This window comes from Paracidovorax sp. (assembly GCF_057642795.1).
The window spans coordinates 190,385-215,224 of sequence record NZ_JBXYZY010000044.1; the positions used below are offsets into that span (position 1 = coordinate 190,385).

Annotated in this window: 20 protein-coding genes and 1 tRNA gene; 11 read left to right on the forward strand and 10 right to left on the reverse strand. The window is 69.1% G+C overall.

The window, feature by feature from the left end; translation table 11 throughout:
• The first annotated feature begins 125 nt into the window (after positions 1-125).
• The 4 genes from AC3A84_RS18280 to AC3A84_RS18295 all read left to right on the forward strand — a co-directional run bounded on the left by AC3A84_RS18280 (position 126) and on the right by AC3A84_RS18295 (position 3,282).
• Positions 126-200, forward strand: a tRNA-Arg gene (locus AC3A84_RS18280).
• A gap of 117 nt (positions 201-317) precedes the next feature.
• The gene (locus tag AC3A84_RS18285; RefSeq protein WP_487971501.1) at positions 318-1,547 is read left to right on the forward strand and encodes a DUF3734 domain-containing protein; all 1,230 of its coding nucleotides are present in this window, start codon (positions 318-320) and stop codon (positions 1,545-1,547) included.
• A 118-nt stretch (positions 1,548-1,665) separates the two neighbouring features.
• On the forward strand, positions 1,666-2,415 hold the full coding sequence (locus AC3A84_RS18290) for an acetoacetate decarboxylase (protein ID WP_487971441.1): 750 nt from the start codon (positions 1,666-1,668) through the stop codon (positions 2,413-2,415).
• 84 nt (positions 2,416-2,499) lie between these two features.
• The gene (locus AC3A84_RS18295) at positions 2,500-3,282 is read left to right on the forward strand and encodes a 3-hydroxybutyrate dehydrogenase (protein ID WP_487971442.1); all 783 of its coding nucleotides are present in this window, start codon (positions 2,500-2,502) and stop codon (positions 3,280-3,282) included.
• Positions 3,283-3,384: 102 nt separating this feature from the next.
• On the opposite strand, the gene AC3A84_RS18300 is transcribed toward AC3A84_RS18295, so the two are convergent.
• The 5 genes from AC3A84_RS18300 to AC3A84_RS18320 all read right to left on the reverse strand — a co-directional run bounded on the left by AC3A84_RS18300 (position 3,385) and on the right by AC3A84_RS18320 (position 10,049).
• Positions 3,385-4,680, reverse strand: a complete 1,296-nt coding sequence (locus tag AC3A84_RS18300) for an aspartate carbamoyltransferase (RefSeq protein ID WP_487971443.1) — start codon at positions 4,678-4,680, stop codon at positions 3,385-3,387.
• A 175-nt stretch (positions 4,681-4,855) separates the two neighbouring features.
• Positions 4,856-6,259 (reverse strand): phospholipase D-like domain-containing protein, encoded by a 1,404-nt coding sequence (locus tag AC3A84_RS18305; protein WP_487971444.1) that lies wholly within the window; start codon positions 6,257-6,259, stop codon positions 4,856-4,858.
• A complete protein-coding gene (locus AC3A84_RS18310) occupies positions 6,256-7,686 on the reverse strand; it encodes an ATP-binding protein (protein ID WP_487971445.1) in 1,431 nt (476 codons plus the stop codon). Before AC3A84_RS18310 ends, AC3A84_RS18305 begins: the two co-directional genes overlap by 4 nt.
• Complete coding sequence (locus tag AC3A84_RS18315) at positions 7,683-8,342, reverse strand: response regulator (RefSeq protein WP_487971446.1); 660 nt, start codon at positions 8,340-8,342, stop codon at positions 7,683-7,685. Before AC3A84_RS18315 ends, AC3A84_RS18310 begins: the two co-directional genes overlap by 4 nt.
• 162 nt (positions 8,343-8,504) lie before the next feature.
• Complete coding sequence (locus tag AC3A84_RS18320; RefSeq protein WP_487971447.1) at positions 8,505-10,049, reverse strand: Do family serine endopeptidase; 1,545 nt, start codon at positions 10,047-10,049, stop codon at positions 8,505-8,507.
• 222 nt (positions 10,050-10,271) lie between these two features.
• Here AC3A84_RS18320 and gspF point away from each other — a divergent pair, with 222 nt between their 5' ends.
• From gspF to AC3A84_RS18335, 3 genes are read left to right on the forward strand one after another with little or no spacing between them, the layout of a single operon-like run.
• Positions 10,272-11,504, forward strand: a complete 1,233-nt coding sequence (gene gspF / locus AC3A84_RS18325; protein ID WP_487971448.1) for a type II secretion system inner membrane protein GspF — start codon at positions 10,272-10,274, stop codon at positions 11,502-11,504.
• Positions 11,505-11,546: 42 nt separating this feature from the next.
• The gene (locus tag AC3A84_RS18330) at positions 11,547-12,497 is read left to right on the forward strand and encodes a 5'-nucleotidase (RefSeq protein ID WP_487971449.1); all 951 of its coding nucleotides are present in this window, start codon (positions 11,547-11,549) and stop codon (positions 12,495-12,497) included.
• Positions 12,497-12,964 carry an EF-hand domain-containing protein gene (locus AC3A84_RS18335; RefSeq protein WP_487971450.1) on the forward strand — a complete coding sequence of 156 codons (468 nt, stop codon included), beginning with the start codon at positions 12,497-12,499 and terminating at the stop codon, positions 12,962-12,964. The genes AC3A84_RS18330 and AC3A84_RS18335 overlap by 1 nt, the downstream gene beginning before the upstream one ends.
• Before the next feature lie 94 nt (positions 12,965-13,058).
• On the opposite strand, the gene AC3A84_RS18340 is transcribed toward AC3A84_RS18335, so the two are convergent.
• The 3 genes from AC3A84_RS18340 to AC3A84_RS18350 form a co-directional block, all read right to left on the reverse strand.
• Entirely contained in the window at positions 13,059-13,526 is a 468-nt protein-coding gene (locus tag AC3A84_RS18340; protein ID WP_487971451.1) for a hypothetical protein, read from the reverse strand.
• A 190-nt stretch (positions 13,527-13,716) separates the two neighbouring features.
• Positions 13,717-14,214, reverse strand: a complete 498-nt coding sequence (locus AC3A84_RS18345; RefSeq protein WP_487971452.1) for a cyanophycin metabolism-associated DUF1854 family protein — start codon at positions 14,212-14,214, stop codon at positions 13,717-13,719.
• Between the two features lie 37 nt (positions 14,215-14,251).
• On the reverse strand, positions 14,252-16,585 hold the full coding sequence (locus AC3A84_RS18350; protein ID WP_487971453.1) for a cyanophycin metabolism-associated ABC transporter: 2,334 nt from the start codon (positions 16,583-16,585) through the stop codon (positions 14,252-14,254).
• Between the two features lie 233 nt (positions 16,586-16,818).
• On the opposite strand from AC3A84_RS18350, the gene AC3A84_RS18355 reads away from it, so the two are divergent.
• The 3 genes from AC3A84_RS18355 (at position 16,819) to AC3A84_RS18365 (ending at position 22,226) form a co-directional block, all read left to right on the forward strand.
• The gene (locus AC3A84_RS18355; protein WP_487971454.1) at positions 16,819-19,056 is read left to right on the forward strand and encodes a cyanophycin synthetase; all 2,238 of its coding nucleotides are present in this window, start codon (positions 16,819-16,821) and stop codon (positions 19,054-19,056) included.
• A gap of 70 nt (positions 19,057-19,126) precedes the next feature.
• Complete coding sequence (cphA, locus tag AC3A84_RS18360; protein WP_487971455.1) at positions 19,127-21,712, forward strand: cyanophycin synthetase; 2,586 nt, start codon at positions 19,127-19,129, stop codon at positions 21,710-21,712.
• Positions 21,713-21,728: 16 nt separating this feature from the next.
• Positions 21,729-22,226, forward strand: coding sequence for a CreA family protein (locus AC3A84_RS18365; protein ID WP_487971456.1), 498 nt, complete (start codon positions 21,729-21,731; stop codon positions 22,224-22,226).
• A gap of 99 nt (positions 22,227-22,325) precedes the next feature.
• Here AC3A84_RS18365 and AC3A84_RS18370 read toward each other — a convergent pair whose 3' ends face one another.
• Together AC3A84_RS18370 and AC3A84_RS18375 are read right to left on the reverse strand one after the other, a co-directional pair.
• On the reverse strand, positions 22,326-23,012 hold the full coding sequence (locus AC3A84_RS18370; protein WP_487971457.1) for a DsbA family oxidoreductase: 687 nt from the start codon (positions 23,010-23,012) through the stop codon (positions 22,326-22,328).
• A 187-nt stretch (positions 23,013-23,199) separates the two neighbouring features.
• A complete protein-coding gene (locus AC3A84_RS18375; RefSeq protein WP_487971458.1) occupies positions 23,200-24,117 on the reverse strand; it encodes a transglutaminase-like domain-containing protein in 918 nt (305 codons plus the stop codon).
• Positions 24,118-24,438: 321 nt separating this feature from the next.
• Between AC3A84_RS18375 and AC3A84_RS18380 the strand changes: the two genes are divergently transcribed.
• Complete coding sequence (locus AC3A84_RS18380; RefSeq protein WP_487971502.1) at positions 24,439-24,810, forward strand: response regulator; 372 nt, start codon at positions 24,439-24,441, stop codon at positions 24,808-24,810.
• Positions 24,811-24,840 lie beyond the last annotated feature (30 nt).

Genomic DNA, 24,840 nt, shown 5'->3' on the forward strand with positions numbered 1-24,840 from the left:
ATCGATCTCCAGCCCAGGTGGAATGGGCGCATCATGCTATTTAATAAATAGCAATCAGCCTCCCTGTCAGGCACCCCGCCCCAGCCCGAGACAGGGCCGGAGTGCGTTCTACAATGGCGGGCTGTCTCCTCATAGTTCAATGGATAGAACGAGTGCCTCCTAAGCGCTAGATGCAGGTTCGATTCCTGCTGAGGGGACCACGGGTGCGCCGCCCCTGTACTCCGAGCGACCGCCTGCTCTGTAAGACAAAGCCGCATGACTGCGCTTTGGCTGCCGACACCGCGGAACCTTCCATGGCTGCCCCACCACAATGGGGTATGCGCCCCACCGCCTCCCGCTCCACCTCCACCCGGCCCGGCTCCGGGCATGGCCCCTCCCTGGGCTCGGCCGACCGGGCCCTGGTCCTGCAAGGCGGCGGTGCGCTCGGTGCCTATCAGGCGGGCGTGTACGAGGCCCTGGCCGAAGCCTCCACGACGATCGGCTGGGTCGCGGGCGTGTCCATCGGCGCCACCAACGCGGCCCTTATCGTGGGCAATGCGCCCGAGCACCGCGTGGCCCGGCTGCGCGAATTCTGGAATCAGGTGTCCTCCGGCTGGGGCCAGCAGACCCCGCCCGGCCCGTTCTGCGACCGCACGGTGCTCAACCAGTGGAGCGCCGCCACGGCCGTGCTGTTCGGCATCCCCGGCTTCTTCCGGCCGCGCTGCGAGCCGGCCCTGGCGCTGCTGGGAGGCAACGCCCCCACCACAAGCTACTACGACACCAGCCCGCTCAAGCACACGCTGGAGCGGCTGATCGACTTCGACCGCATCAACCACGGCGATGCGCGCCTGAGCGTGGGCGCGGTCAACGTGCGCACCGGCAATTCGGTGTACTTCGACAGCCAGCAGCAGCCGCTGCGCGCCGAGCACATCATGGCCAGCGGCGCGCTGCCGCCGGGCTTCCCGGCCATCCACATCGACGGCGAGGACTACTGGGACGGCGGCGTAGTGTCGAATACGCCTCTGCAGTACGTGCTGGACATGCACCCCCGCACGCGGCCGCTGCAGGTGCTGCAGGTCGATCTCTTCAGCGCCCGGGGCAACGTGCCGAGCACGATGTCTGAAGTCGCGCAGCGGCAGAAGGACATCATGTATTCCAGCCGCACACGGCTCAATACCGATGCGCTGTCGGCCAACGTCAACTTGCAGCAGGCCATGTCGGACCTGATGGCCAAGCTGCCCCAGCAACTGCGCAACGACCCGAGCGTGAAGGCGCTGTGCGCCCAGCTCCGGCATGAGCCCATCGAGATCGTCCACCTCATCTACCGCCACCGGCCCTACGAGCTGGACTCCAAGGACTACGAGTTCTCGCGCGCTGCGGTGCTCGACCACTGGGAGGCCGGCATGCGCGACATGCGCCACACGCTCTCGCACCCCGACTGGCTGGATCGCCAGACGCAGCACGGCGTCACCACGTTCGACCTGTCGGATGACGGCCTCGCTGCCCCCGTGCGCAGGCCGAAGCTGGACCTCACGCCGGACTCGGCCACTGGGCGCGGCAAGCGCTGAAGACGGCTCGGTGCGATACGTTGCGATACGGTGCGATGCAGCGTACCTCCTGCCTCTTTAAGTCCGGGCTAAGTGCCGCGATCCACACTGTGTGCCACCACTGCCCAGGAATGCAGCCATGAAGATCGAAGACGTTCGCAGCCAGGCCTTCGCGATGCCGCTGACCAGCCCGGCCTTTCCGCCCGGACCCTACCGCTTCGTGCGGCGCGAGTTCATGGTCATCACCTACCGCACCGACATGGATGCGCTGCGCGCCGTGGTGCCCGAGCCGCTCGAAGTGACCGAGCCGGTGGTGAAGTACGAATTCATCCGCATGCCCGACTCCACGGGCTTCGGCGACTACACCGAGTCGGGCCAGGTGATTCCGGTGCAGTTGCGCACCGCGCGCGGCGTGGAGCAAGGCGCCTACGTGCATTCGATGTACCTCAACGACCACCCGCCGATCGCCGGCGGGCGCGAGCTCTGGGGCTTTCCGAAGAAGCTGGCCCAGCCGGCCTTCCGCTACGAGACCGATGTGATCGTCGGCACGCTGGACTATGGCCGCGTGCGCGTGGCCAGCGCCACCATGGGCTTCAAGCACCGGCAGCTCGATCCCGGCCCGGTGCTGGCCGGCATCGCGCAGCCGAACTTCCTGCTCAAGATCATTCCCCACGTCGATGGCACGCCGCGCATCTGCGAGCTGGTGCGCTACCACATGGTCGATGTGAACCTGCACGGCGCATGGACGGCGCCCGCGTCGCTGGAGCTGCACCCGCATGCACTGGCACCCGTGGCCGACCTGCCGGTGCTTAAAGTGGAGTCCGCCGTGCACTACATCGCCGACATGACGCTGGCGCTCGGCACCGTGGAGCACGACTATCTGGTCTGAGCCCGACCGGAACCGCTTCCTGCCCATCCATCCACCCAGTCAGCCATTCGTTCGTTCATTCATTCATCAACCGAGGAGAACTCCATGCAACTCAAGGACAAGGTCGCTTTCATCACCGGCTCGGCCAGCGGCATCGGCAAGGAAATCGCCACCGTCTTCGCCAAGGAAGGCGCCAAGATCGTGATCGCCGACCTGAACAAGGACGCGGCCACGGCGACGGCCGAGGAACTGAAGTCCACGGGCGCGCAGGCGATCGGCGTGGCCGTCGATGTGACGGACGAAGCCCAGGTGGATGCGGCCGTCGAGGAAGCTGCCAAGGCCTTCGGCGGCATCGACATCCTGGTGAGCAACGCCGGCATCCAGATCGTGCATCCGGTCGAGGAATTCAGCTTCGCCGACTGGAAAAAGATGCTGGCCATCCACCTGGACGGCGCCTTCCTTACCACCCGCGCCTGCCTCAAGCACATGTACGCACAAGGCCGGGGCGGCAGCGTGATCTACATGGGCTCGGTGCACTCCAAGGAAGCCTCCAAGCTCAAGGCCCCCTACGTCACGGCCAAGCACGGTCTGATCGGCCTGTGCAAGACGGTGGCCAAGGAAGGCGCGGCGCACGGCGTGCGCGCCAACGTGATCTGCCCCGGCTTCGTGCGCACGCCGCTGGTGGAAAAGCAGATCCCCGAGCAGGCCAAGACGCTGGGCATCACCGAAGAGGAAGTGGTGAAGAACGTGATGCTCAAGGAAACGGTGGACGGCGAATTCACCACCACCAACGACGTGGCGCTGGCCGCGCTGATGTTCGCGGGCTTCCCGACCAATGCGCTGACGGGTCAGTCGCTGGTGGTCAGCCACGGCTGGTTCATGCAATAAGAGCAGGCGGGGACATCGCTGCGGGCGGCCCGAGGCGGCGGCGCCCCGCCAGCGCCCCGCCGCAGCCAACCCGCGCCCACCGCCAACGAACGGCAGCCCCCGTCAATCCAATCCGTCGAACATGGCATCGTCCGGCCCCACATAGCGGGGGGACCGCCACGACACATCGCGCAACGCCCCCGCCACCTGCTTCTCTACCCCCATCAACACCGCGAACAGCGCCATGCGCACCGCAATGCCGTTGTCCGTCTGCCGGAAGATCGCCAGACGCGGGTCGTGATTCAGGTCGGTGCTCAGATCGTTGGCCCCGGGCCGGCCATCGCGCGGCAGCGGGTGCATGAGGATGGTGTCGGGCTTGCACACCGCATCCACCAGCGACTTGCGCACCTGGAATTCAGGCGTGTAGCCCTCGATGGCCTCGCCCTCGAAGCGCTCTTTCTGCACCCGCGTGGCATACACCACATCGGCGCCGGCCAGGCCCGCCTCCAGCGAGGCCACGGTCTCCACGGCATGGCCGTTGCGGGCCGCGAGTTCGATGAGATGGGCCGGCATCTCCAGCGACGGGGGCGCCACCAGCGTGAACCGCAGACCCCGGTACAGCGAGAGCAGCCGGATCAGCGAATGCACGGTGCGGCCGTACTTCAGGTCACCCACGATGGCGATGTGCGATCCGTCGAGCAACTTGCCCTGGCGCGAGAATTCGCGCTGGATGGTGTAGAGGTCCAGGATCGCCTGGCTGGGATGCTCGCCCGGACCATCGCCGGCGTTGATGACGGGAATGTTCGTGGCGCGGGCGAATTCGGCCACCGAGCCCTGGTCCGGGTGGCGCACCACCAGCGCATCGACATACCCGCTCATCACGCGGCTGGTGTCGTAGATCGATTCGCCCTTGGCCATCGACGAGAAGGTGAAGCCCGTGGTGTCGCAGACGCTGCCGCCCAGGCGGCAGAAGGCCGCACCGAAGCTCACCCGGGTACGGGTGCTGGCCTCGAAGAACAGGCTGCCGAGCACGGCGCCTTCGAGCACGCGGCACACCTTCTGCCGGCGGGCGATGGGTTGCATCACGTCCGCGACATGGAACAACTCTTCCAGGCTGCCCCGATCGAACTGCGAAACCGAAAGCAGATGGCGCTGCCCGTCCACGGCGATGCGGTCGGCCAGCGGCCGCGTGTCCGGCGCCCCCGCGAAGTCCGGCGACGGCCGCGCTTCATTGCGGAGGATCTCGGCGAGGAATTTCTCCACCATCTCCGGCATGGCGCGCGACTCCGAAGACTCCGCCGGCAGCAGCCAGGTATCGAGCGCCCGGCGCCGCACTCCCAGCCGTTCGGCCAAGGCATTGCGAGTGAGGTTGAGGCGGCGCATGGCGTCGCGCAGGATTTCTTGCTGCTGCAGGGACATGTATATATACGCAATGCGTTTTCAATGCGCCGATTATTCTACGCATTGCGCATACAAACAAGAACCATCCGAGACGATAGCGTCCGAAATGCCTGCAGCCCGCATGCCTGCTCGGCCTGGCGCTATCGAAAAAGAAGTGGCGGGAGAAAGAAGCGCCGCCGGGCGCAGGCGGGGGCTAGAGCTGGAAGCCCACGGCACGCACCACGCCCTCCGCCACGTCCCTCGCCCAGGACGGCCTGCGCGCGCGATAGCGCTGCGCCCGGCCGATCTCCGCCGCGCACCAGTCCGACAGCCAGCGCACCTCGGCCGGCGAATAGAACGCCGTCATCGCCTCGTAGTTGAGGAACAGGCTGCGCGCATCCAGGTTGAGCGACCCGCACATCGCCAGGTCATCGTCGATCAGCACCGCCTTGGCATGCACCATGTGCGGCGCCAGCCAGACCTGCGCGCCCGCGGCTACCAGTTCGCGCAGGGCGCGCTCCCGGGCCCAGTCGGCCAGGCGGTGGTTGGAGCGCGCGGGCACCAGCAAGGTCACCTGCACCCCGCGCCGGCACGCCAGGCACCAGGCGTCGAGCAGCGCATCGTCGGGCACGAAGTACGGCGTGAACGCCACGATGCGCTGGCGCGCGTGGTAGGCGCCAGCCAGCAGCAACGCATGCACAGTGTCGTCGGCATGGTCAGGGCCGCTGGGCAACCACTGGGCCAGCGGACCGGCCGGCCGCTCGGCCACCGGCGTGCGGGGCAGCACGGTGCGCGGTGCGCGGCCGCTGGCGGCCTGCCAGTCGGCGGCGAATTGCAGCGCGGCCTGCGCGGCGAGCGGCCCCTGCGCTTCGTAGCTCAGATCGACCCAGGCCGGCTCACCGGGGCGGTCCAGAAAGTATTCGGCGGCCAGGTTGCGCCCGCCGCTCCAGAGCCTGGAGCCGTCGGCCACCGCCAGCTTGCGGTGGTTGCGCAGGTTGGTACGGCCGCGCAGCGGGTTGTGCAGCACGGGCATGAAGCGCTGCACCTGCACGCCGCCGCGCCGCAGGGCGCGCAGCAGGCGGTGCGGCAGGTGCAGGCTGCCCACGGCATCGACCAGCAGGCGCACGGCCACGCCGCGCTGCACGGCCCGCAGCAGGCCCCGCGCCACCCGTTCGCCGACCTCGTCGTTGCCGAAGACGAAAGTGCAGACGTCCAGGCTGCGCTCCGCGCTTTCGATGGTGTGCATCAGCCCGCGCAGCGCAGCGGCGCCGTCGGGGTGCAGTTCGACGCCGTCGTTGCGCGCCGCGGGCGCCAGCTCCATGCAGGCCAGCAGCTCGAGGGCCCAGGCGGGGCCGCCTGCGGGCAGCGGAGCGTCGTCCGTGCCGCCGCCGGCAGGAGTGTGCGCATGGCGCATGGGCCGGGCGAACTTGCGCGTGCCGAACAGCAGGAAGAGCGGGACGGCGAAATACGGAAACGCGATGATGGCCAGCACCCAGCCCATGGCCGCGGAGGGGTGGCGCCGCTGGTGCCCGATGCGCGTGGCCATCACGTAGATCAGCAGCCCCACGGCCACGAAGACCGCGTGGCTCAGGCCCGAAAGCACCGCCACGCGAATCATGCGCCGCCACTCGCTCGTTCTGCCCCGGCCGGCCGCAGGGGCAGGCGCACGCTCACGCTCAGGCCGCCCAGGCGGGCGGAGCTGCCCAGATCCAACACCGCGCCGTGCATGCGCGCAATGGTCTGCACGATGGACAGGCCCAGCCCGCTGCCGGCGATGGGCCGCCCCTGCGCATCGGCCTGCGTGGCGCGATGGAAGCGCCCCAGCACCTGGGCGCGGTCTTCGGGAGCAATGCCGGGGCCGCTGTTCTCCACGGCCAGCACCAGGGCGTCGTCGCCCTCGGCCCGCGACACGCTCACGTCCACCGTGCCACCGGCGGGCGTGTATTTGAGGGCGTTGTCGATCAGGTTGCGCAGCAGGATGCGTAGCGCGTCCACATGGCCGGGGACGGTGCCGGCGTCGGCGCGGCCCAGCCCCAGGTCGATGCCGCTGGACTGCGCGTGCGGGGCCGCATCCACCACGGCCTGGCGGGCCAGATCGGCGAGCGGCACCGGGATGGGCGGGGCACCGGCGGTCAGCTTGGCCTCCTGCCGGGCCAGGGCCAGCAGCTGCTCGACCAGCGCGGTCGCGCGGTCGATGCCGGCGGCCAGCCGGCCCACGGCGCGCTCGCGCGTGGCCTCGTCGGGCGCGCGCTGCAGGCCCTGCACCTGCAGCTTGAGCGCCGCCAGCGGCGAGCGCAGCTCGTGCGCCGCGTCGGCCACGAAGTGCTGCTGCGCCTCGAAGGCGCGCTGCACGCGGCCCAGCAGCAGATTCAGTTCATCGACCAGCGGACGCACCTCGGCGGGCAGCGCGTCGCCATCGACCGGAGAAAGATCGTCCACCTGCCGGCGCGCCACCTGGCGGCGCACGCGTTCGACCGGCGCCAGCGAGCCGCTGACGGCCCACCAGACGGCCAGCGCCAGCAAGGGCGCCAGCAGCGCAATGGGCGCGGCAGTGCGCAGCGCCAGCGTGCGCGCCATGGAGCGCCGCGCGGCCATGTCCTGCGCCACCTGGATGACCTGCGTCTGCGTCTGCACCGACAGCACGCGGTAGGTGGTGCCGTTCGCCGCCACGTTGGAAAAGCCCAGCACGGCCCGCTGCGGCAGCGCGGCGCCGATGGCGGATTCATAGACGCGCAGGCCGCTCGATGACCAGACCTGCACCACGAATTCATGGTTCTCCCGCTCCCCCGGCAGCAACGCAGCGCTGCCCGAAGGCAGGGAAGGCAGGCCCGGCCGCAGCGCCTGGGCGGTCTGCTGCATGTGGTAGTCGAACAGCACGTCGGCCTCGTCCAGCGCAGCGCGGTAGGCCAGGCCGATCTGCGCCAGCGCCGCGAGGGCGATGGCCGCCAGCAGGAACCACAGCAGCCGGGCGCGCAGCGACGGCGCACGCGCAGCGGTGCCGTCAGCCGCCGACGGCCTGCGGCGGTCGGGCGGATCACCCGTCATGCCTTGGGCACCATGTAGCCCACGCCGCGCACGTTCAGCACCAGCTCGGCACCCAGCTTCTTGCGCAGGCCGTGGATATAGACCTCCACCGCGTTGCTGCTGATTTCGTCGTTCCAGCCGTAGAGCTTTTCTTCGAGCTGCTGGCGCGAGAGCACGGCGCCCGGGCGGGCCAGCAGCGCTTCCAGCACGGCCCACTCGCGGGCCGAAAGCACCACGGGCTGGCCCCCGACGGTGACTTCGCGGGTCGCGGGGTGGATGACCACGCCCTGGTGTTCGTAGGCCGGCTCGGCACGCCCCGCGGCGCGGCGGGTGAGCGCGCGGATGCGGGCCAAGAGCTCGTCCATGTCGTAGGGCTTGAGCAGGTAGTCATCGGCGCCGGCATCCAGACCCTGCACGCGCTCGGACACGGCATCACGGGCCGTGGCGATCAGCACGGGCGTACGGTCCTTGCGGGAGCGCAGCTCGCGCAGCACCGCCAGGCCGTCGCGGCGCGGCAGGCCCAGGTCCAGCAGCACCAGGTCATAGGCCTGGGTGCGCAGGGCGGAATCGGCCATGGCACCGTCGCGGGCCCAGTCCACCGCGTAGTGCTCGGCACGCAGCAGGTCATGCACGGCCTCGCCGATCATGGTGTCGTCTTCAACCAGCAGCAGACGCATGCGGCAACTCCGAGGGAATGCGGGACACGAAAGCCGCCGCCGCAGCGGCCAGGGCCCCGCGGCGGCGACGTGCGGGGCAGCGCGAATCGGCAGGGCGCAGAGTGGGCGGCGGCATACCGCCAAGCATAGCGGCAGCCCGCGGCCCTGCCAGAGGCGCCCGGCTCAACCCAGCTGCACGGGCACGAAGATGCGGTTGCCGTCGCGCTCGATCAGCAGCGCCACCGACTTGCCCGACTTGGCCACGGCTTCGCGCACCTGGTCCAGGCTCTTGGCCGGGGTGCCGTTGATGGCCAGCAGCACGTCGCCCGGCTCCACGCCGGCCAGCGCCGCCGGGCCGCGCACCTGCTCGATCACCAGGCCGGTTTCGATGCCGGAATCGCGCCGCTCCTGCGGCTGCAGCGGGCGCAGCGCCAGACCCAGCTGGCCTTTGCCCACGGCCTGGCTGGCGTCGGCCACCTGCGATGCCTTCTTGTCGTTCACGTCACCCAGCGTGGCGACCAGCTCATCCTGCTTGCCACGGCGCCAGACCTCCATCGTCGCCTTGGTGCCCGGCGCGGCCTGGCCCACGAAGGCGGGCAGGTCGCCCGACGCCACGATGGGCTGGCCGTTGATGCTGAGGATCACGTCGCCCGACTTCAGCCCCGCCTTGTCGGCCGGCCCGCCGGGCTCCACGCCCGCCACCAGCGCGCCTTCGGGCTTGGGCAGCTGGAAGGAATCGGCGAAGGCCTGGTTCACCTCCTGCACCGACACGCCCAGGCGCGCATGGCTGGCCTTCCCGGTCGCCATGATCTGCTCCTTCACCCGCTCGGCCACCTCGATCGGGATGGCGAACGACACGCCCTGGTAGCCACCCGAGCGGCTGTAGATCTGCGAGTTGATGCCCACCACCTGGCCGCGCGTGTTGAAAAGCGGGCCGCCGGAATTGCCCGGGTTCACCGCGACGTCGGTCTGGATGAAGGGCACGAAGCTGTCGTCGGGCAGCGCGCGGCCCTTGGCGCTGACCACACCGGCGGTCACGCTGTTCTCGAAGCCGAAGGGCGAGCCGATGGCCAGCACCCACTCGCCCACGGCCAGGTTCTTGGTGCTGCCCAGCTGGACCACCGGCAGATCCTTGGCGTTGATCTTCAGCACGGCGATGTCGGTCTTCGGGTCGGAGCCCAGTACCTTGGCGCGGAACTCGCGGCGGTCGGTCAGCTTCACCGTCACGCTGCTGGCGCCCTTGACCACGTGGGCGTTGGTCAGGATCACGCCGTCGGGGCTGACGATGAAGCCCGAGCCCTCGCCGCGCATGGGTACGTTGCGCTGCTGCGGCATGCCGCCGCCGGCACCCGCGCCGGGGAAGCCGAAACGCTTGAAGAACTGGAAGAAAGGGTCGTCCGGGTCCATGCCCTGCATGCCGCGCTGCTGCGCAGAGGCGGCGCTGGCATCGTCGCCGTCATCCCCCTCGTCGGACGTCTTGGTGGTGCCCACCACGCTGATGTTCACCACCGCAGCGCCGTTGCGCGCGGTGATCTGGGCGAAATCGGGCATGGCCACGCCCCCGCCGCTGATCGGCGCGGTGGGCACGGCAGCCGAGATCTGCGCGGGCGGCTGCTCGGCATGCCCCGGCCGCATGTTGGTGACCAGCCCGGCACCGGTGGCGCCAATGGCACCGGCCGCGACCAGCGCCAGCGTCAGGCGGCGAGGAGTGGAGAGGATGGAATTCATGGCAGACCTTTCGGTGGGTTGTTGCATGGCAGGGAGTGTGCGAAAGGAGACTTAGACAAGGCTTAGGGTTGCGATCGGACACACAATCGCGGGGGCGCAGGGCGGCTGCGTCACGCCGCCCGGCAATCCGCGCCTGACATGCGCAGCCGCTACCATCACCGACTCCCGGGGCGCGCCAGAGCGCCCCACCGAACCGAACGTTTTCGCCACCCACCCAACCGCATGCCCGCCTTTTCCTTCGAAGCGATCGACTCCCAGGGCCAGTCCCGCAAGGGCACCATCGAGGCCGATTCGCCCAAGGCGGCGCGCAGCCTGCTGCGGGCGCAGTCGCTGGTGCCGCTGGCGGTGGAGCCGCTGGCTTCGGGGCCGTCGCAGGGCGGCGGGGCGCCGGGGCTGGGGGAGCGGCTGATGACGCGGCCGGTGTTCAATTCGGCCGGCCTGGCGATCTGGACACGGCAGCTGGCGGGCCTGGTGGGCTCGGGCCTGCCGCTGGAGCGGGCGCTGACGGCGCTGGCCGACGAGGCCGAAGGCGATCGCCAGCGGCATCTGGTGGCGGCGCTGCGGGCCGAGGTGAATGCCGGCTCCACCTTCGCGCGGGCGCTGACGGGCCATCCGCGCGAGTTCTCCGACATCTACTGCGCCGTGGTGGGCGCGGGCGAATCCAGCGGCAGCCTGGGGCTGGTGCTGGAGCGGCTGGCCGACGACCTGGAAGAGCGTCAGACGCTGCGCGGCAAGCTGATCGGCGCGGCGCTCTACCCGGCCATCGTGACGCTGGTGGCCATCGTCATCGTGCTGTTCCTGGTGGGCTACGTGGTGCCGCAGGTGGCCAGCGTGTTCGCGGGCACCAAGCGCGCGCTGCCCTTCCTGACGGTGGCCATGCTGGCCATCAGCGATGCCGTGCGCAACTACGGCTGGGCGATGCTGATCGCTCTTGTTTTGATAGCTATAGGCGGTCGCTATGCCTTGGCCCGGCCGCTTTTCAGGCAAAAGTTCGACGGCTGGTGGCTGACCCTGCCGGTGGTGGGCCGGCTGGCACGCGGCTATAACGCGGCGCGTTTCGCCGGCACGCTGGCCATGCTGGCGGGAGCGGGCGTCCCCATCCTCAAGGCGCTGCAGGCGGCGGCCGAGACGCTGAACAACCGCGCGATGCGGGCCGACGCCATGGAGGCGCTGGTGCTGGTGCGCGAGGGCGCGCCGCTGGCTTCGGCGCTGGCGCAGAAGAAGCGCTTTCCCGGCCTGGTGTCGATGTTCGCGCGGCTGGGCGAGCAGACCGGCCAGCTGCCGGTGATGCTGCAGCGCGCCGCCATCCAGCTGTCGGCCGAAGTGCAGCGCCGCTCCATGCAGCTGGCGACCATCCTGGAGCCCCTGCTGATCGTGGTGATGGGGCTGGTGGTGATGCTGATCGTGCTGGCCGTGCTGATGCCCATCATCCAGCTCAACCAGTTCGTGAAATAAGCGCCGCTCACACCCTCAACCCTGCAGCTACTGCACACCGCCATGGCCCTCACCCTGGACGACAAGCTCGTCGTCGCCATCTCGTCCCGCGCGCTGTTCGACTTCGAGGAAGAGAACCGCATCTTCGACGCGAAGAACCCGCTGCCCTACATGAAGCTACAGCAGGAACGTCTGCACGTGCCGGCCAAGCCGGGCGTGGCCTTCGCGCTGGTGCGCAAGCTGCTGGCGTTCAACACCGCACAGACGCGGCGGGTGGAGGTGGTGATCCTCTCGCGCAACGACCCGGTCAGCGCGCTGCGCATCTTCCATTCGGCGCAGGACGCCGGCCTGCCGCTGGAGCGCGGCGTGTTCACTCAAGGACGCGACCCGTTCAAGTACCTGCGGCCGCTGGGCGCGCACCTGTTCCTGTCGGCCAACGAGCATGACGTGAGCGAGGCGCTGGCGCTGGGCTTTCCAGCCGCGCGGGTGCTCACGCACTCGGCGGCAGCGGGCGACAACTACCCGGGCGAACTGCGCATCGCCTTCGACGGCGACGCCGTGCTGTTCTCCGACGAGGCCGAGCGCGTCTATCAGGCCGGGGGCCTGGCCGCGTTCCAGTCGTACGAGACGAGCAAGGCCGCACTGCCACTGTCAGGTGGCCCCTTCAAGCCGCTGCTGGCCGCACTGCACCAGCTGCAGCAGCAGGCCGATGTCTCGGGCATGCGGCTGCGAACGGCGCTGGTCACGGCGCGCAGCGCGCCGGCGCACGAACGCGCCATCAACACGCTGATGGAGTGGAACCTGGCGGTGGACGAGGCGATGTTCCTCGGCGGGCTGGAGAAAGGGCCTTTCCTGCGCGAGTTCGAGCCCGACTTCTTCTTCGATGACCAGACCGGCCATGTGGACTCGGCCGCACGCCATGTGCCCGCAGGCCATGTGCGCTCGGGCATCTCCAACGAGGCCATGGCAGAGGCCGGAGCGGAACCCCTGGCGCCCGAAGCGATCCCACGCTGATGCGTTTCGATTCCTACCTGCAGAACCTGCCGCTTGCAGCGGCCCGCGCCGCCCAGGCCCTGGCGATGTGCCTCGCCCTGCCCGCAGCTGCTGCGCTGGCCGCTGACGAAGCGGCACAGCCGGCCACGCCCGCCGCCAGCGCGCCCCTGAGCAAGGGCGAGCTCAAGGCGATCCGCGAATTCAACATGCTGGACTTCAACGGCGACGGCAAGCTCAGCCGCAACGAGGTGGCGATCGTGCCGCGACTGGCGGCCGCCTTCGACGACGCAGACACCGACCACGACGGCTTCGTGACGCTGGACGAGGTGCGCGCCTTCACCATCAAGTACCGCGCCGAGCGCGATCGCGCCAAGTCAGCAGCTGCTGCAGCGGCAGCCAGCCAGCCATCGCAAGACCAGGCGCAGCCGCAAGCACCGGCGCAGCCTTCACCGGCAGATGACGCCGGCGCGCCCCAAGAAAAAGAGTGAAATCAGCCGCCAGCGCTTGCAGCGCGCGGGCAATCAGCTACAAAAAATATAGCAAAACTTCGCGCCATTAGCGGGGCGGAAGCTGTAAGCCCGCTCAGGGCAGCGTGCTGGGGGTGCGCTTGACCTTCAGTTCGGAATAGGTGAGCCGCGGCTGCTGCTCGGGGTCCTGCAGCTGCTGCCCCTGCGCCAGCCGGTCCTTCATCGCCGCTTCGTTCACCTGCTGCGCCATCTCCACGGCGCTACCGCTCGCCCGCCACATCGACTGGATGAATTCGAGCAGCATCTTGTAGATGGGCTCCTTGGGCGGCTCCTCGGCTTCCTTGGCGGCTTCCTGCTTCTTGCGCTCGGTCCAGTCCTTGTTGATGGTATCGGCCGGCGACGAGGGCTTGTCAGGCTGGCCCAGCTTGGCGCCCTCCCCCAGCCGGTCCATGGACTCGACAGGCGCAGGCGCACTGCCGCCCCCCGCGCGCGTCGCCGGAATGGCGGGAGCAGCGCCCGTGGGGTACAGATCGGCGCCCTGGGGGCGCCAGCTCGGCGAACGGTCGATGGATGGGATGGACATGGCAGGTTCCTCGCAAGAGCAGCTTCGGCAAGGCGGAACGACCCCCTTGTCGTACTCTATAACGACAAAAAGAAGGGCAAATTGAGGCCTTTTTCGGCTTTATATCCAAAAATACGGGTTTCTACCTACCTAACACCCGCACTCAGGATCCCGCCCTGTCCCGCAGGCCGCACCGGGCCTGGGGGTGCTGCTACAAAAACCGTTCGAGCAATTTGCGCGAATGCCGGTCGAGCGCGCCCACGTCGGGCACCCGGAACTGCACGCCGTCACCCGCCGCGATCAACAGCGAGGTACGCGCGCCCAGGCGGCGGATGTCTTCCTCGCCCTTGAGGACAAGCTGCGCCGGCCCCCGGTCGGTCTGCACCGACCAGGTGCTGGGCGTGGAAAAGCTGGACACGACAGTGATCCGCTCGATCACGGGAACGAACTCGCGTGCGGCCAGTTCCTCGTCGATCAGATGCCGCTGCTCGGCGGGCAGCGCACTCAGGCGCTCGATCCAGACACGCTCGTGCCCGTCCTGGCCAATCAGCGAAACGCCCTCGTCGGGCGCGCCGATGGGAAAGGCGCGCACGGGAACGATGCCGACGTGTTCCGCGCCGTCCGGCAGCCGCAGCACCAGCCGGCCATGGGCATTGCGCTGCAGCGTGAAGGACGGCGCAGCCAGGGTGAAGTTTGGGGGGGTCGTCATAGGGAGCGTTTCCTCGGGCTGGTGCTCTGGGCTTGCATCAGGACTGACCCGCCGGGTGAGCGGAGTGCAGCAGCCCGCTTTCCACGATGACCACACCGGCGGCCTGCGCGTCTTCTTCGGCGCGGCGCGCCTGGGCTTCGTACAGGCGCCAGTAGGCACCCTTCTGAGCCATCAGCTCGTCGTGGGGGCCCACCTCCACCACCTCGCCCCGATCCATCACCACGAGGCGGTCGGCCTTGCGCAATGTGGAAAGCCGGTGGGCGATGGCGATGGTGGTCCGGCCCTGGACCAGGTTGTCCAGCGCTTTCTGGATCTCCTTTTCGGTCTCGGTGTCCACGGCCGAGGTGGCTTCGTCCAGGATCAGGATGCGCGGGTCGATCAGCAGCGCCCGGGCGATGCTGATGCGCTGGCGCTCCCCCCCCGAAAGGCCCTGGCCGCGCTCTCCCACCAGCGAGTCGTAGCCGTGCGGCAGGCGCAGGATGAATTCGTGCGCATGGGCGGCCCGGGCGGCAGCCACGATGTCGGCGCGCGAGGCATCGGGCTTGCCGTAGGCGATGTTCTCGGCGATGGTGCCGAAGAAGAGGAAGGGCTCCTGCAGCACCAGGCCGATGTGGCTGCGGTAGTCGGCCACCCGCAGGCGGCGCACGTCCACGCCATCGACCTGGATGGAACCCTCGCTCACGTCGTAGAAGCGGCTGATGAGGTTGACCAGCGTGCTCTTGCCCGAGCCGCTGTGGCCCACCAGGCCGATCATTTCGCCGGGGCGGATGTCCAGGTTCAAGCCCTTGATGACCGCCCGGCTACCGTAGCGGAAGCCCACGTTGCGCAGGGTGAGCGCACCTTCCACGCGATCGAGCTGCGCGGGCTGCACCGGGTCGGGCACGTTGCTCACGTGGTCGAGGATGTCGAAGATGCGTTTGGCGCCCGCCGCCGCCTTCTGCGTGACGGACACGATGCGGCTCATGGAGTCGAGACGGGTGTAGAAGCGCCCGATGTAGGCGATGAACGCGGCCAGCACACCCACGGTGATCTGGTTGTGCGCCACCAGCCAGATACCGAAGCCCCAGACCACCAGCAGGCCGATCTCGGTCATCAGCGACACGGTGGGGGTGAACAGCGACCAGGTGCGGTTGAGCCGGTCGTTGACTTCGAGGTTGTGCTGGTTGGCGTCGCGGAAGCGCTGGGCCTCGCGCTTTTCCTGGGCGAAGGCCTTGACCACGCGGATGCCAGGAATGGTGTCGGCCAGCACGTTGGTCACCTCGGACCAGACACGGTCGATCTTCTCGAAGCCGGTGCGCAGCCGGTCGCGCACGTTGTGGATCAGCCAGGCGATGAAGGGCAGCGGCACCAGCGTGACCAGCGCCAGCCAGGGGTTGATCGAAAAGAGGATGCCCGCCGTCATCAGGATCATCAGCACGTCGTTGATGAAATCCAGCGCATGTAGCGACAGAAAGACGTTGATGCGGTCGGTTTCGGAGCCGATGCGTGCCATCAGGTCCCCTGTGCGCTTGCCCCCGAAGTAGTCGAGCGACAGCTTGAGCAGGTGCTCGTAGGTGGAAGTGCGCAGGTCGGCGCCGATACGCTCGGACACCAGCGCCAGCGTGTAGGTGCGAGCCCAACCCAGCCCCCAGGCCAGCAGCGCGGCCAGCAGCAGCCCGCCCAGGTACATGGCCACCAGGGTCACCGGAATGGCCTGCCCGTTCTGGTAGGGAATCAGGATGTCATCCATCAGCGGAATGGTCATGTAGGGCGGCACCAGCGTGGCGGCCGTGGAGGCCACGGTCAGCGCGAATCCCGCGGCCAGCTGCTTGCGGTAGGGCCGGGCGAAGCGCCAGAGGCGCAGCAGCACCCAGGTGGAGGTCTGCGGGGCCTGCACGCGGGCGCAGGCGGGGCATTCCTCGGTATCGGGCGGCAGGGGGGTGCCGCAGTCCTGGCACAGCGTCTCCTCGACGGCTTCGGCCGCCACGGTGGCATGGGCCGGAATGTCCAGGCGGGCGAGCTGGCGATCGACGCGCTGCACGAAGCGCAGCGCCTCGCTATGGGAGCCGAGCGTGAAGCGCCAGAGCGCCAGGCGGCCGGCGGCGGTGTGCAGTTCGAGTGTGCCGACGCCCGCATGGTCGATCAGGCGCAGGGACATGCCGGGCGCGAGTGCCCAGGCCTGGAAGCTGCCGCCCCCGCCGTCGGCATCGAGGGACAGCAGGCGGGAATCGGTCAGCATCAGCAGGCCCGGCACAAAGCGCAGGGCCGGGCTCAGGTCAACCTCCAGCGTCGCCAGCACGTTTTCTGCAGGTGCGAGCCTGGCTCGCAATTCGGCCCCCAGAGGGCCCGTCAAGACACTCGAGGCGTCCACAGAATGATGAGTTTGCTGCATTGTGTTTGGTTCTTGCCCCCTGCAGGGCGCGGCGGGGCGAACGCCCCGGCGAAGCCGCATTGTCTCCGACACCCTCCCCGCGGCAACGGCATGGTGCAATAACGCTTGCTCGCCACCCCTGGCTGACAGTGGGCAACAGCCCTCCGAAGTCGGCGCACAATTCGCACATCCGTCGGCACGTCCCGCCGCCCGCCCTGCCGCAGGGCTCCCTGCACTCCTACCCGCTGCACCCCATGGCGACCTTCAACGACATCCAACTGCTGCGCATCAATTACCTGCGTGGCCCCAATATCTGGACCTACCGCCCCGTGCTGGAGGTCTGGCTGGACCTGGGAGCGCTGGAAGACCACCCCTCCAACGTCCTGCCCGGCTTCAACCAGCGCCTGACGGCCTGGCTGCCCGCGCTGATCGAGCACCACTGCGGGGTGGGCGAGCGCGGCGGCTTCCTGGAGCGGCTGGAGAGCGGCACCTGGTGCGGCCACGTGCTGGAGCACATCGTGATCGAGCTGCTGAACCTCTCGGGCATGCCCACGGGCTTCGGCCAGACGCGCTCGACCAGCCAGCGCGGCGTCTATCGCATGGTGTTCCGGGCGCGCGACGAACGCGTGGCCCGCGTGGCGCTGGAGCAGGGCCACGCCCTGATCATGGCCGCCATCAACGACCAGCCCTTCGACGTGCAGGCCGCCGTGTCACGGGTGCGCACCGAGGTGGACGACCAATACCTCGGACCCAGCACCGCCTGCATCGTGGCCGCGGCTACCGACCGCGGCATCCCGCACATCCGACTGAACGACGGCAATCTGGTGCAGCTGGGCTACGGCGCCTCGCAGCGCCGCATCTGGACGGCCGAGAGCGAGCTGACCGGCGCCATCGCCGAAGGAATCGCCAGCGACAAGGACTTGACCAAGAGCCTGCTCAAGTCCTGCGGCGTGCCCGTTCCCGAAGGCCAGGTCGTCAACAGCCCCGCCGAGGCCTGGGAGGCTGCGCAAGACATCGGCCTGCCGGTGGTGGTCAAGCCCTCCGACGGCAACCATGGCCGGGGCGTGACGCTGGACCTGCGCCGCCAGGAAGACATCGAAGGCGCCTACCACGTGGCCTACCCCGAGGGCAGCGACGTGATGGTCGAGCGCTTCATCCCCGGCAACGAGCACCGCGTGCTGGTCGTGGGCGGCAAGGTGGTGGCCGCCGCGCGCGGCGAGGTGGTGAGCATCACCGGCAACGGCCGCTCGACCGTGAGCGAATTGATCGACAGCCAGCTCAACTCCGACCCGCGCCGCGGCTACGAGGAAGAGTATCCCCTCGAGATCATCAACGTGGCGACCGACGCCAAGGTGCAGCTCGAACTCAAGCGCCAGGACCTCACTGCCGACTCAGTGCCCGCCGCGGGCCGCCAGATCGTCGTGCAGCGCAACGGCAACGTGGCCGTGGACTGCACCGACGAGGTCCACCCCGAAGTCGCCTACATCGCCCAGCTGGCCGCCCGTGTGGTGGGCCTGGACATCGCCGGCATCGACCTGGTCGCGCAGGACATCTCCCGCCCGCTGCAGGAGCAAGGCGGCGCCATCGTCGAGGTGAACGCCGGCCCCGGCCTGCTGATGCACCTGAAGCCCGCCGTGGGCGCGCCGCGCCCGGTAGGCCAGGCCATCGCTGACCACCTCTTTCCCTCCGACGAGGGCGGCGCAGGCCGTATCCCCCTGGTGGGCGTGGCCGGCACGCGCGGCACCAGTACCATCGCCCGCGTGGTGGGCTGGCTTATGCATCTGGGCGGCCATCACACCGGCCTGGCCTGCCGCGAGGGCCTCTACCTCGACCGCCGCTGCGTGGACACCACCGACAGCGCCCACTGGGAGGCCGCCCACCGCCTGCTGATGAACCGCATGGTGCAGGCCGCCGTGATCGAGAACGATGCGCGCACCATCCTGCGCGACGGCCTCGCCTACGACCGCTGCCAGGTGGGCGTGGTCACCGACATGGACGGCCTCGCCTCGCTGGCCGAGTTCGACGTGCTGGAGCAGGACCAGATGTACAAGGTCATGCGCACCCAGGTGGACGTGGTGCTGCCCGAAGGCGCCGCCGTGCTCAACGCGGCCGAGCCGCAGGTGCTGGAACTGGCGCCGCTGTGCGACGGCAGCGTGGTGCTCTATGCACAGGACGGCAGCCTGCCGGCCATCGCTGAGCACCGCGCCCAGGACAACGGCCGTGCCGTGCTGGTCAAGAACGGCCGTGTGGTGCTGGCCACCGGCTCGGCCGAACACGTGCTGGGGCCGGTCTCCGAGCTGACCTTCGGCCGCAACGCCGTGCCTACCGACACCGACACCCTGCTGGCCATCGTCGCCACCGCCTGGGCGCTGGATATCGCGCCCGACCTGATCGGTGCCGGCATCAAGACCTTCGAGCCCGAAGCGCTGCCGGTCACGCCCCCCGTGGTCCCCGCCACGGGCCTGGCCGCCAACGCCGGCGGCGTGCGCTGAACACCGCAGCGCCCTGCCCGTCCCCACCGCCCCCCGACCGCACGATCACGACAAGAAAGAACGATTCGTCATGGACGTATCCCGCACCCGGGCCCTGCGCGGCCCCAATCTCTGGAGCCGGCACACCGCCATCGAGGCCATCGTCAAATGCGCCGAACATGAGCGTGCCATGCACCAGATCGCCGGCTTCGAGAGCCGCCTGCGCGCACTGTTCCCCGCCATCGGCGTGCTGCACGCCGAGAACACCGACACCGACATCTCGCTGGCCCACGTGCTGCAGGCCGCAGCCCTGGCGCTGCAGGCCCAGGCCGGCTGCCCGGTGAGCTTCAGCCGCACCGCGGCCACGCCGGACGCGGGCATCTACCAGGTGATCGTCGAATACAGCGAAGAGGCCGTGGGCCGGCAGGCCTTCGAAGATGCCCAGGCACTAGTCCAGGCCGCCTTCGAGGGCAGCCACTTCGACGCAGAGGCCTCCATCGCCCGACTGCGCGAGCTGGACGAAGACGAGCGTCTGGGCCCGAGCACCGGCTCCATCGTCGATGCGGCCGTGGCGCGCGGCATTCCGTACCGGCGCCTCACGCGCGGCAGCCTGGTGCAGCTGGGCTGGGGCTCCAAGCAGCGCCGCATCCAGGCGGCCGAGCTCGACTCCACCAGCGCCGTGGCCGAATCGATCGCGCAGGACAAGGACCTGACCAAGCGCCTGCTGCACGCCGCCGGCGTGCCGGTGCCGCTGGGAGCGCCCGTCGCCACCGTGGACGAAGCCTGGGCCGTGGCCCAGAAGGTGGGCCTGCCGGTCGTCGTCAAGCCGCAGGACGGCAACCAGGGCAAGGGCGTGACGGTCAACATCACCGACCGCGCGCAACTGGACGAAGCCTTCCGCACCGCCGCCGAATACGGCACCGTGATGGTCGAGCGCTTCCTGCCCGGCCACGACTTCCGCCTGCTGGTGGTGGGCGACCAGCTGGTCGCCGCCGCCCGGCGCGACCCGCCCCAGGTGCTGGGCGACGGCGAGCGCACGGTGCGCGACCTGGTGCATCTGGTCAACCTCGACCCGCGCCGCGGCGAAGGCCATGCCACGTCGCTCACCAAGATCCGGCTGGACGACATCGCCGTCGCCCGCCTGGCGCTGCAGGGCCTCACGCCCGATTCCGTGCCCGCCAAAGGCCAGCGCGTCATCCTGCGCAACAACGCCAACCTCTCCACCGGCGGCACCGCCACCGACGTGACCGACGACGTCCACCCCGACGTGGCCGCGCGCGCCGTGGCTGCGGCGCAGATGGTGGGCCTGCACATCTGCGGCGTGGACATGGTGGCCGAAACCGTGCTGCGCCCGCTCGAAGAGCAAGGCGGCGGCTTCGTCGAAGTCAACGCAGCCCCGGGCCTGCGCATGCACCTCACGCCCAGCTACGGCAAGCCGCGCAACGTCGGCCAGGCCATGGTGGACAAGCTCTTCGCCCACGGCCAGGACGGGCGCATCCCCACCGTGGCCGTCACCGGCACCAACGGCAAGACCACCACGGCGCGCTTGATCGCCCACCTGTTCTCGGCCCAGGGGCTGCGCGTGGGCATGACCAACACCGACGGCGTCTATGTGAACGGCCACCAGATCGACAGCGGCGACTGCTCCGGCCCCAAGAGCGCGCGCAACGTGCTGCTGCACCCCGAGGTGGACGCGGCCGTGTTCGAGACGGCGCGCGGCGGCATCCTGCGCGAGGGCCTGGGCTTCGACCGCTGCTCGGTCGCCGTGGTGACGAACATCGGCGCGGGCGACCATCTGGGGATGAACTACATCAACACGGTCGAAGACCTGGCCGTGCTCAAGCGCGTGATCGTGCAGAACGTCTCGCCCGACGGCTATGCGGTGCTCAACGCCGCCGACCCCATCGTCGCGGCCATGGCCTCGGCCACCACCGCCAAGGTGATCTACTTCGCCAGCGACCGGCACCACCCCGTCATGGCCACGCACCGCGCCCAGGGCCACCGCTCGGTCTATATCGATGGCGACGGCGAATCCATCGTCGCGGCCGAAGGCTCCTGGCGCGAGACCATCCACCTGCGCGACGTGCCGATCACCCAGGGCGGCAAGATCGGCTTCCAGGTCGAGAACGTGATGGCCGCCGTGGCCGCCGCCTGGGGCGTGGGCCTGCCGTGGCAGACCATCCGCCGAGGGCTGTCGGGCTTCGTGAACGACAGCGACAACGCGCCCGGCCGCTTCAACGTGATGGACTTCGGCGGTGCCACCGTGATCGCCGACTATGGCCACAACCCCGACGCCATGCGCGCCCTGGTGCAGGCCGTGGACGCCATGCCCGCGAAGCGCCGCAGCGTGGTCATCAGCGGTGCGGGCGACCGGCGCGACGAAGACATCCGCGAGCAGACCGCCATCCTGGGCGCCGCGTTCGACGACGTGATCCTCTACCAGGACGCGGCCCAGCGCGGCCGCGCCGACGGCGAAGTCATGGCGCTGCTACGCGAAGGCCTGGGCGAAGCGCCGCGCACCCAGCATGTCGAAGAGATCCGCGGCGAATTCATCGCCATCGACACCGCGCTGGACCGCCTGCAGCCGGGCGACCTGTGCCTGGTGCTGGTGGACCAGGTAGAAGAAGCCCTGGCCCATCTGGCGCGCCGCTGCGCCGAAGCCGCATCCGCCGCCTGACGAGGAGATCGAGACCATGCCCCGCCCCACCACCCCGCGCGCCGTCGCCGTAGCACTGGCCCTGGCCGGCGCCGCCCTCTCGGCCCAGGCCGGCGCGGACACCATCGGCACCGTGGACACGGCCTTTAAGCTGCTGGGCCGCGACCACGACATCATCGTGGAGGCCTACGACGACCCGGCCGTGCAGGGCGTGACCTGCTACGTCTCGCGCGCCCGCACCGGCGGCATCAAGGGCTCGCTGGGCCTGGCGGAGGACAAGTCCGAAGCCTCCATCGCCTGCCGCCAGACCGGGCCGCTGAGCTTCGCCAAGGCGCCGCTCAAGAAGCAGGAGGAGGTGTTCAGCGAACGCACCTCCATCCTGTTCAAGCGGCTGCGCGTGGTGCGCATGGTCGATCCCAAGCGCAACACGCTGGTCTATCTGAGCTATTCCGACCGGCTGATCGACGGCTCGCCGCAGAACAGCGTCACCGCCGTGCCGGTGGACCGGAGCACGCCCATCCCCCTCAAGGACTGACCGCAGCGGGCTTCAAGCCCCAGGCGCCCGCAGCGCGCATCCAGCAAGCGCCCACCGCTATTTTTTCGATAGCGGTGGGCGTTGTGCCTTGGGCGGTGCTCAGCCCCCTGCGGCGATCTGGCGCAGCGCCTGCTCGAACACCTCCACCGGCTGGCCGCCCTGGATGAGGTGGCGCTGGTTCACGATGACGGCCGGCACCGAATGGATGCCGTGCTGCTGGAAGAACGCCTCGCGCTCGCGCACCGCTTCGGCGAATTCGTCCGAAGCCAGCACCGCCCGGGCGCGCTCCACGTCCAGGCCCACTTCGCCGGCCAGGCGCAGCAGCACGGCGTGGTCGCCGGGATTCAGGCCTTCGGTGAAGTAGGCGCGAAAGAGCGCGTGCTTGAGCGCCGCCTGGCTGCCGGGTGCGCCCTCTTCCTCGGCCCAGTGCAGCAGCCGGTGCGCGTCGAAGGTGTTGTAGATGCGGCTGCGCTGGCCCATGTTGAAGGTGAAGCCCAGCTCCGCGCCGCGCTGGGTGATGGCGGCACGGGTCTGCTGCGACTGCTCGGGCGTGGCACCGTACTTTTCCATCAGGTGCTCGCCGATGTCCTGGCCTTCAGGGGCCATCTGCGGGTTGAGCTCAAAGGGCTGGAAATGCAGGTCCAGCGCGACCTCGCCCTCTAGCCGCCTTGCCGCCTGCTCCAGCGCATTCAGGCCGATGGCGCACCAGGGGCAGGAGACGTCGGAGACGAAGTCGATCTGCAGGCGGACGGGGGAGGACGAGGAAGCGGTGGCGGAGGTGGTCATGCGAGGGGTTGCCCGGCAGCGGGTCGTTGAAAGCCAAAGCCCGGATGCTAGACCCAAGCCGGCCACCCTGCAGGCGCGGGGCTGCTGAAGCGGTATGCCATGCGGCACACACACACCCTGATGCTATATTTTCAATAGCATCATACCCATGAGGATTAAGGGCCAGAGCCCCGATCCGCTCATGATCTCAGCGCGCCAGCCGCTGCCCGCGCTCAGGCGCAGGGCCGTCGGTAGAAAGAGCCAGCGAGGAATGATGCGGCAGCTCGAAGCCACGCGACGGGTCCTGCACGGCCCACGCACGGATCTTGGGCGCCTCGGTGGCGACACTGCCGAAGATGGTGGCGAAAGCCACGTCGGCGGCATCGCGGCCGGTCGCCAGACGGATCATGCCCATGGGGATGGCCGTGCCCGAGGGGTCGAACAGGTACCAGCGGCCGCCCAGATAGGCTTCGACGTAGGCATGGAAGTCCGGCGGACCCAGTGCGGGGTCGGCGCCATAGTCGGTGCCGGTGACGAAGCGCGCCGGAATGCTCAGCGCGCGGCAGATGGCGATCATCAGGTGGGCGAAGTCGCGGCACACGCCCATGCGCTGCACGAAGGTGTCGAGCGCCGAAGTGGCCGACGTCGAGGTGTTGGAGCGGAACTCCACATGCCCGTGGACCCAGTCGCGGATGGCCTGGACGCGGCTGTAGCCCTGCCAGAGGTGGCCGAACTCGCGGAAGGCCAGCGTGGTCAGCTGGTCGGACTGGCAGTAGCGGCTGGGGTAGATGTACTGCAGCACGTCATCCGGCAGTTCGCGCACCGGCACCTCGGGGATGCGGGCGGGGTCGGCCACGTCGTGGCGCATATCCACCGTGGCGGCATAAGCCAGCTGCAGCGGCCCGGGGCCCGTGTGCAAGCGCAGGCAGCGCGTATGGGTAGCCGGGTCGGTCGAAAGCTGGCCAGGCACGGTGACGGTGGACGAACCCTGCTGCTGGGTGATGACCAGCGTCTCGTCCTGCACCGTCTGGTGGCGGGTGTGCGCAGCGTGGATGTTGAAAAGGAAATCGCCCCCCGGACCGCTCACGGTGTAGGCCAGGTCCACTTGCAGTTTGATTCGGATCATTGGGGCGCGTCGCAGTCTCTGTGGATACCAGGCCATGCAAGACGCACGCCATCGGGGCAGAAGCACAGTATGTGCCCTGCGACGGCGACGGTCTGTCGGCAGACGCCTCCAGGGAGCGCAGTACCGCACTGCGGCGCACTGCACCGCGCTTTTGTCCTACAGGTCGATGGGGTGAAGTCGCAGAAAATCGGTCGATATCACCGCATAGGGCCGGGCTGGGGCGCTTCCCTTCAGCACACGGCTCGTGGCGGCAGTGATGGCACCCTCCCCGCACTCCCAACCCACCCACTAACAGCGCTCTGCGCTGCCTGCATGACAACCCTGCGCCTGCTGTACGTCGAAGATAACTGCGAACTGCGGGATGCCATGAGCCTGCTGCTGGAAAGCGATGGGCGCGAGATCGTCAGCTGCGCCACCGCCGAGGAGGCGCTCAGGCTCGATGCCCAGGCGCCTTTCGATCTGGTCATATCCGACGTCAGCCTGCCAGGGATGTCCGGTGCTGAGCTGGCCCGCAAGCTGCTAGCGCAGGACCGTGCACGCTGGGTGGTGCTGTGCTCAGGCTATCAGCTGGGCGACGATCTGCGGGCCCTGGGGCCGAACGTCCGCTCACTGGCCAAGCCCTTCGAGATGGATGCACTCGACCGCCTGCTGGACGAAGCGCAGACCGCCCACCAAGCGCCCACGCCGGCCTGAGCCACCCAGCAACTCAGGCCGCACCGCGCC

Bases quoted from the DNA above. Each gene is read 5' to 3' on its own strand.
- AC3A84_RS18355 (WP_487971454.1), top strand. From the start codon at position 16,819: ATGGCGACCTTCAACGACATCCAACTGCTGCGCATCAATTACCTGCGT.
- AC3A84_RS18350 (WP_487971453.1), bottom strand. From the start codon at position 16,585: ATGCAGCAAACTCATCATTCTGTGGACGCCTCGAGTGTCTTGACGGGC.
- AC3A84_RS18295 (WP_487971442.1), top strand. From the start codon at position 2,500: ATGCAACTCAAGGACAAGGTCGCTTTCATCACCGGCTCGGCCAGCGGC.
- AC3A84_RS18300 (WP_487971443.1), bottom strand. From the start codon at position 4,680: ATGTCCCTGCAGCAGCAAGAAATCCTGCGCGACGCCATGCGCCGCCTC.
- AC3A84_RS18310 (WP_487971445.1), bottom strand. From the start codon at position 7,686: ATGACGGGTGATCCGCCCGACCGCCGCAGGCCGTCGGCGGCTGACGGC.
- AC3A84_RS18340 (WP_487971451.1), bottom strand. From the start codon at position 13,526: ATGTCCATCCCATCCATCGACCGTTCGCCGAGCTGGCGCCCCCAGGGC.
- AC3A84_RS18345 (WP_487971452.1), bottom strand. From the start codon at position 14,214: ATGACGACCCCCCCAAACTTCACCCTGGCTGCGCCGTCCTTCACGCTG.
- AC3A84_RS18330 (WP_487971449.1), top strand. From the start codon at position 11,547: ATGGCCCTCACCCTGGACGACAAGCTCGTCGTCGCCATCTCGTCCCGC.
- gspF (WP_487971448.1), top strand. From the start codon at position 10,272: ATGCCCGCCTTTTCCTTCGAAGCGATCGACTCCCAGGGCCAGTCCCGC.
- AC3A84_RS18335 (WP_487971450.1), top strand. From the start codon at position 12,497: ATGCGTTTCGATTCCTACCTGCAGAACCTGCCGCTTGCAGCGGCCCGC.
- AC3A84_RS18305 (WP_487971444.1), bottom strand. From the start codon at position 6,259: ATGATTCGCGTGGCGGTGCTTTCGGGCCTGAGCCACGCGGTCTTCGTG.
- AC3A84_RS18290 (WP_487971441.1), top strand. From the start codon at position 1,666: ATGAAGATCGAAGACGTTCGCAGCCAGGCCTTCGCGATGCCGCTGACC.
- AC3A84_RS18370 (WP_487971457.1), bottom strand. From the start codon at position 23,012: ATGACCACCTCCGCCACCGCTTCCTCGTCCTCCCCCGTCCGCCTGCAG.
- AC3A84_RS18365 (WP_487971456.1), top strand. From the start codon at position 21,729: ATGCCCCGCCCCACCACCCCGCGCGCCGTCGCCGTAGCACTGGCCCTG.
- AC3A84_RS18320 (WP_487971447.1), bottom strand. From the start codon at position 10,049: ATGAATTCCATCCTCTCCACTCCTCGCCGCCTGACGCTGGCGCTGGTC.
- AC3A84_RS18375 (WP_487971458.1), bottom strand. From the start codon at position 24,117: ATGATCCGAATCAAACTGCAAGTGGACCTGGCCTACACCGTGAGCGGT.
- AC3A84_RS18285 (WP_487971501.1), top strand. From the start codon at position 318: ATGCGCCCCACCGCCTCCCGCTCCACCTCCACCCGGCCCGGCTCCGGG.
- cphA (WP_487971455.1), top strand. From the start codon at position 19,127: ATGGACGTATCCCGCACCCGGGCCCTGCGCGGCCCCAATCTCTGGAGC.
- AC3A84_RS18315 (WP_487971446.1), bottom strand. From the start codon at position 8,342: ATGCGTCTGCTGCTGGTTGAAGACGACACCATGATCGGCGAGGCCGTG.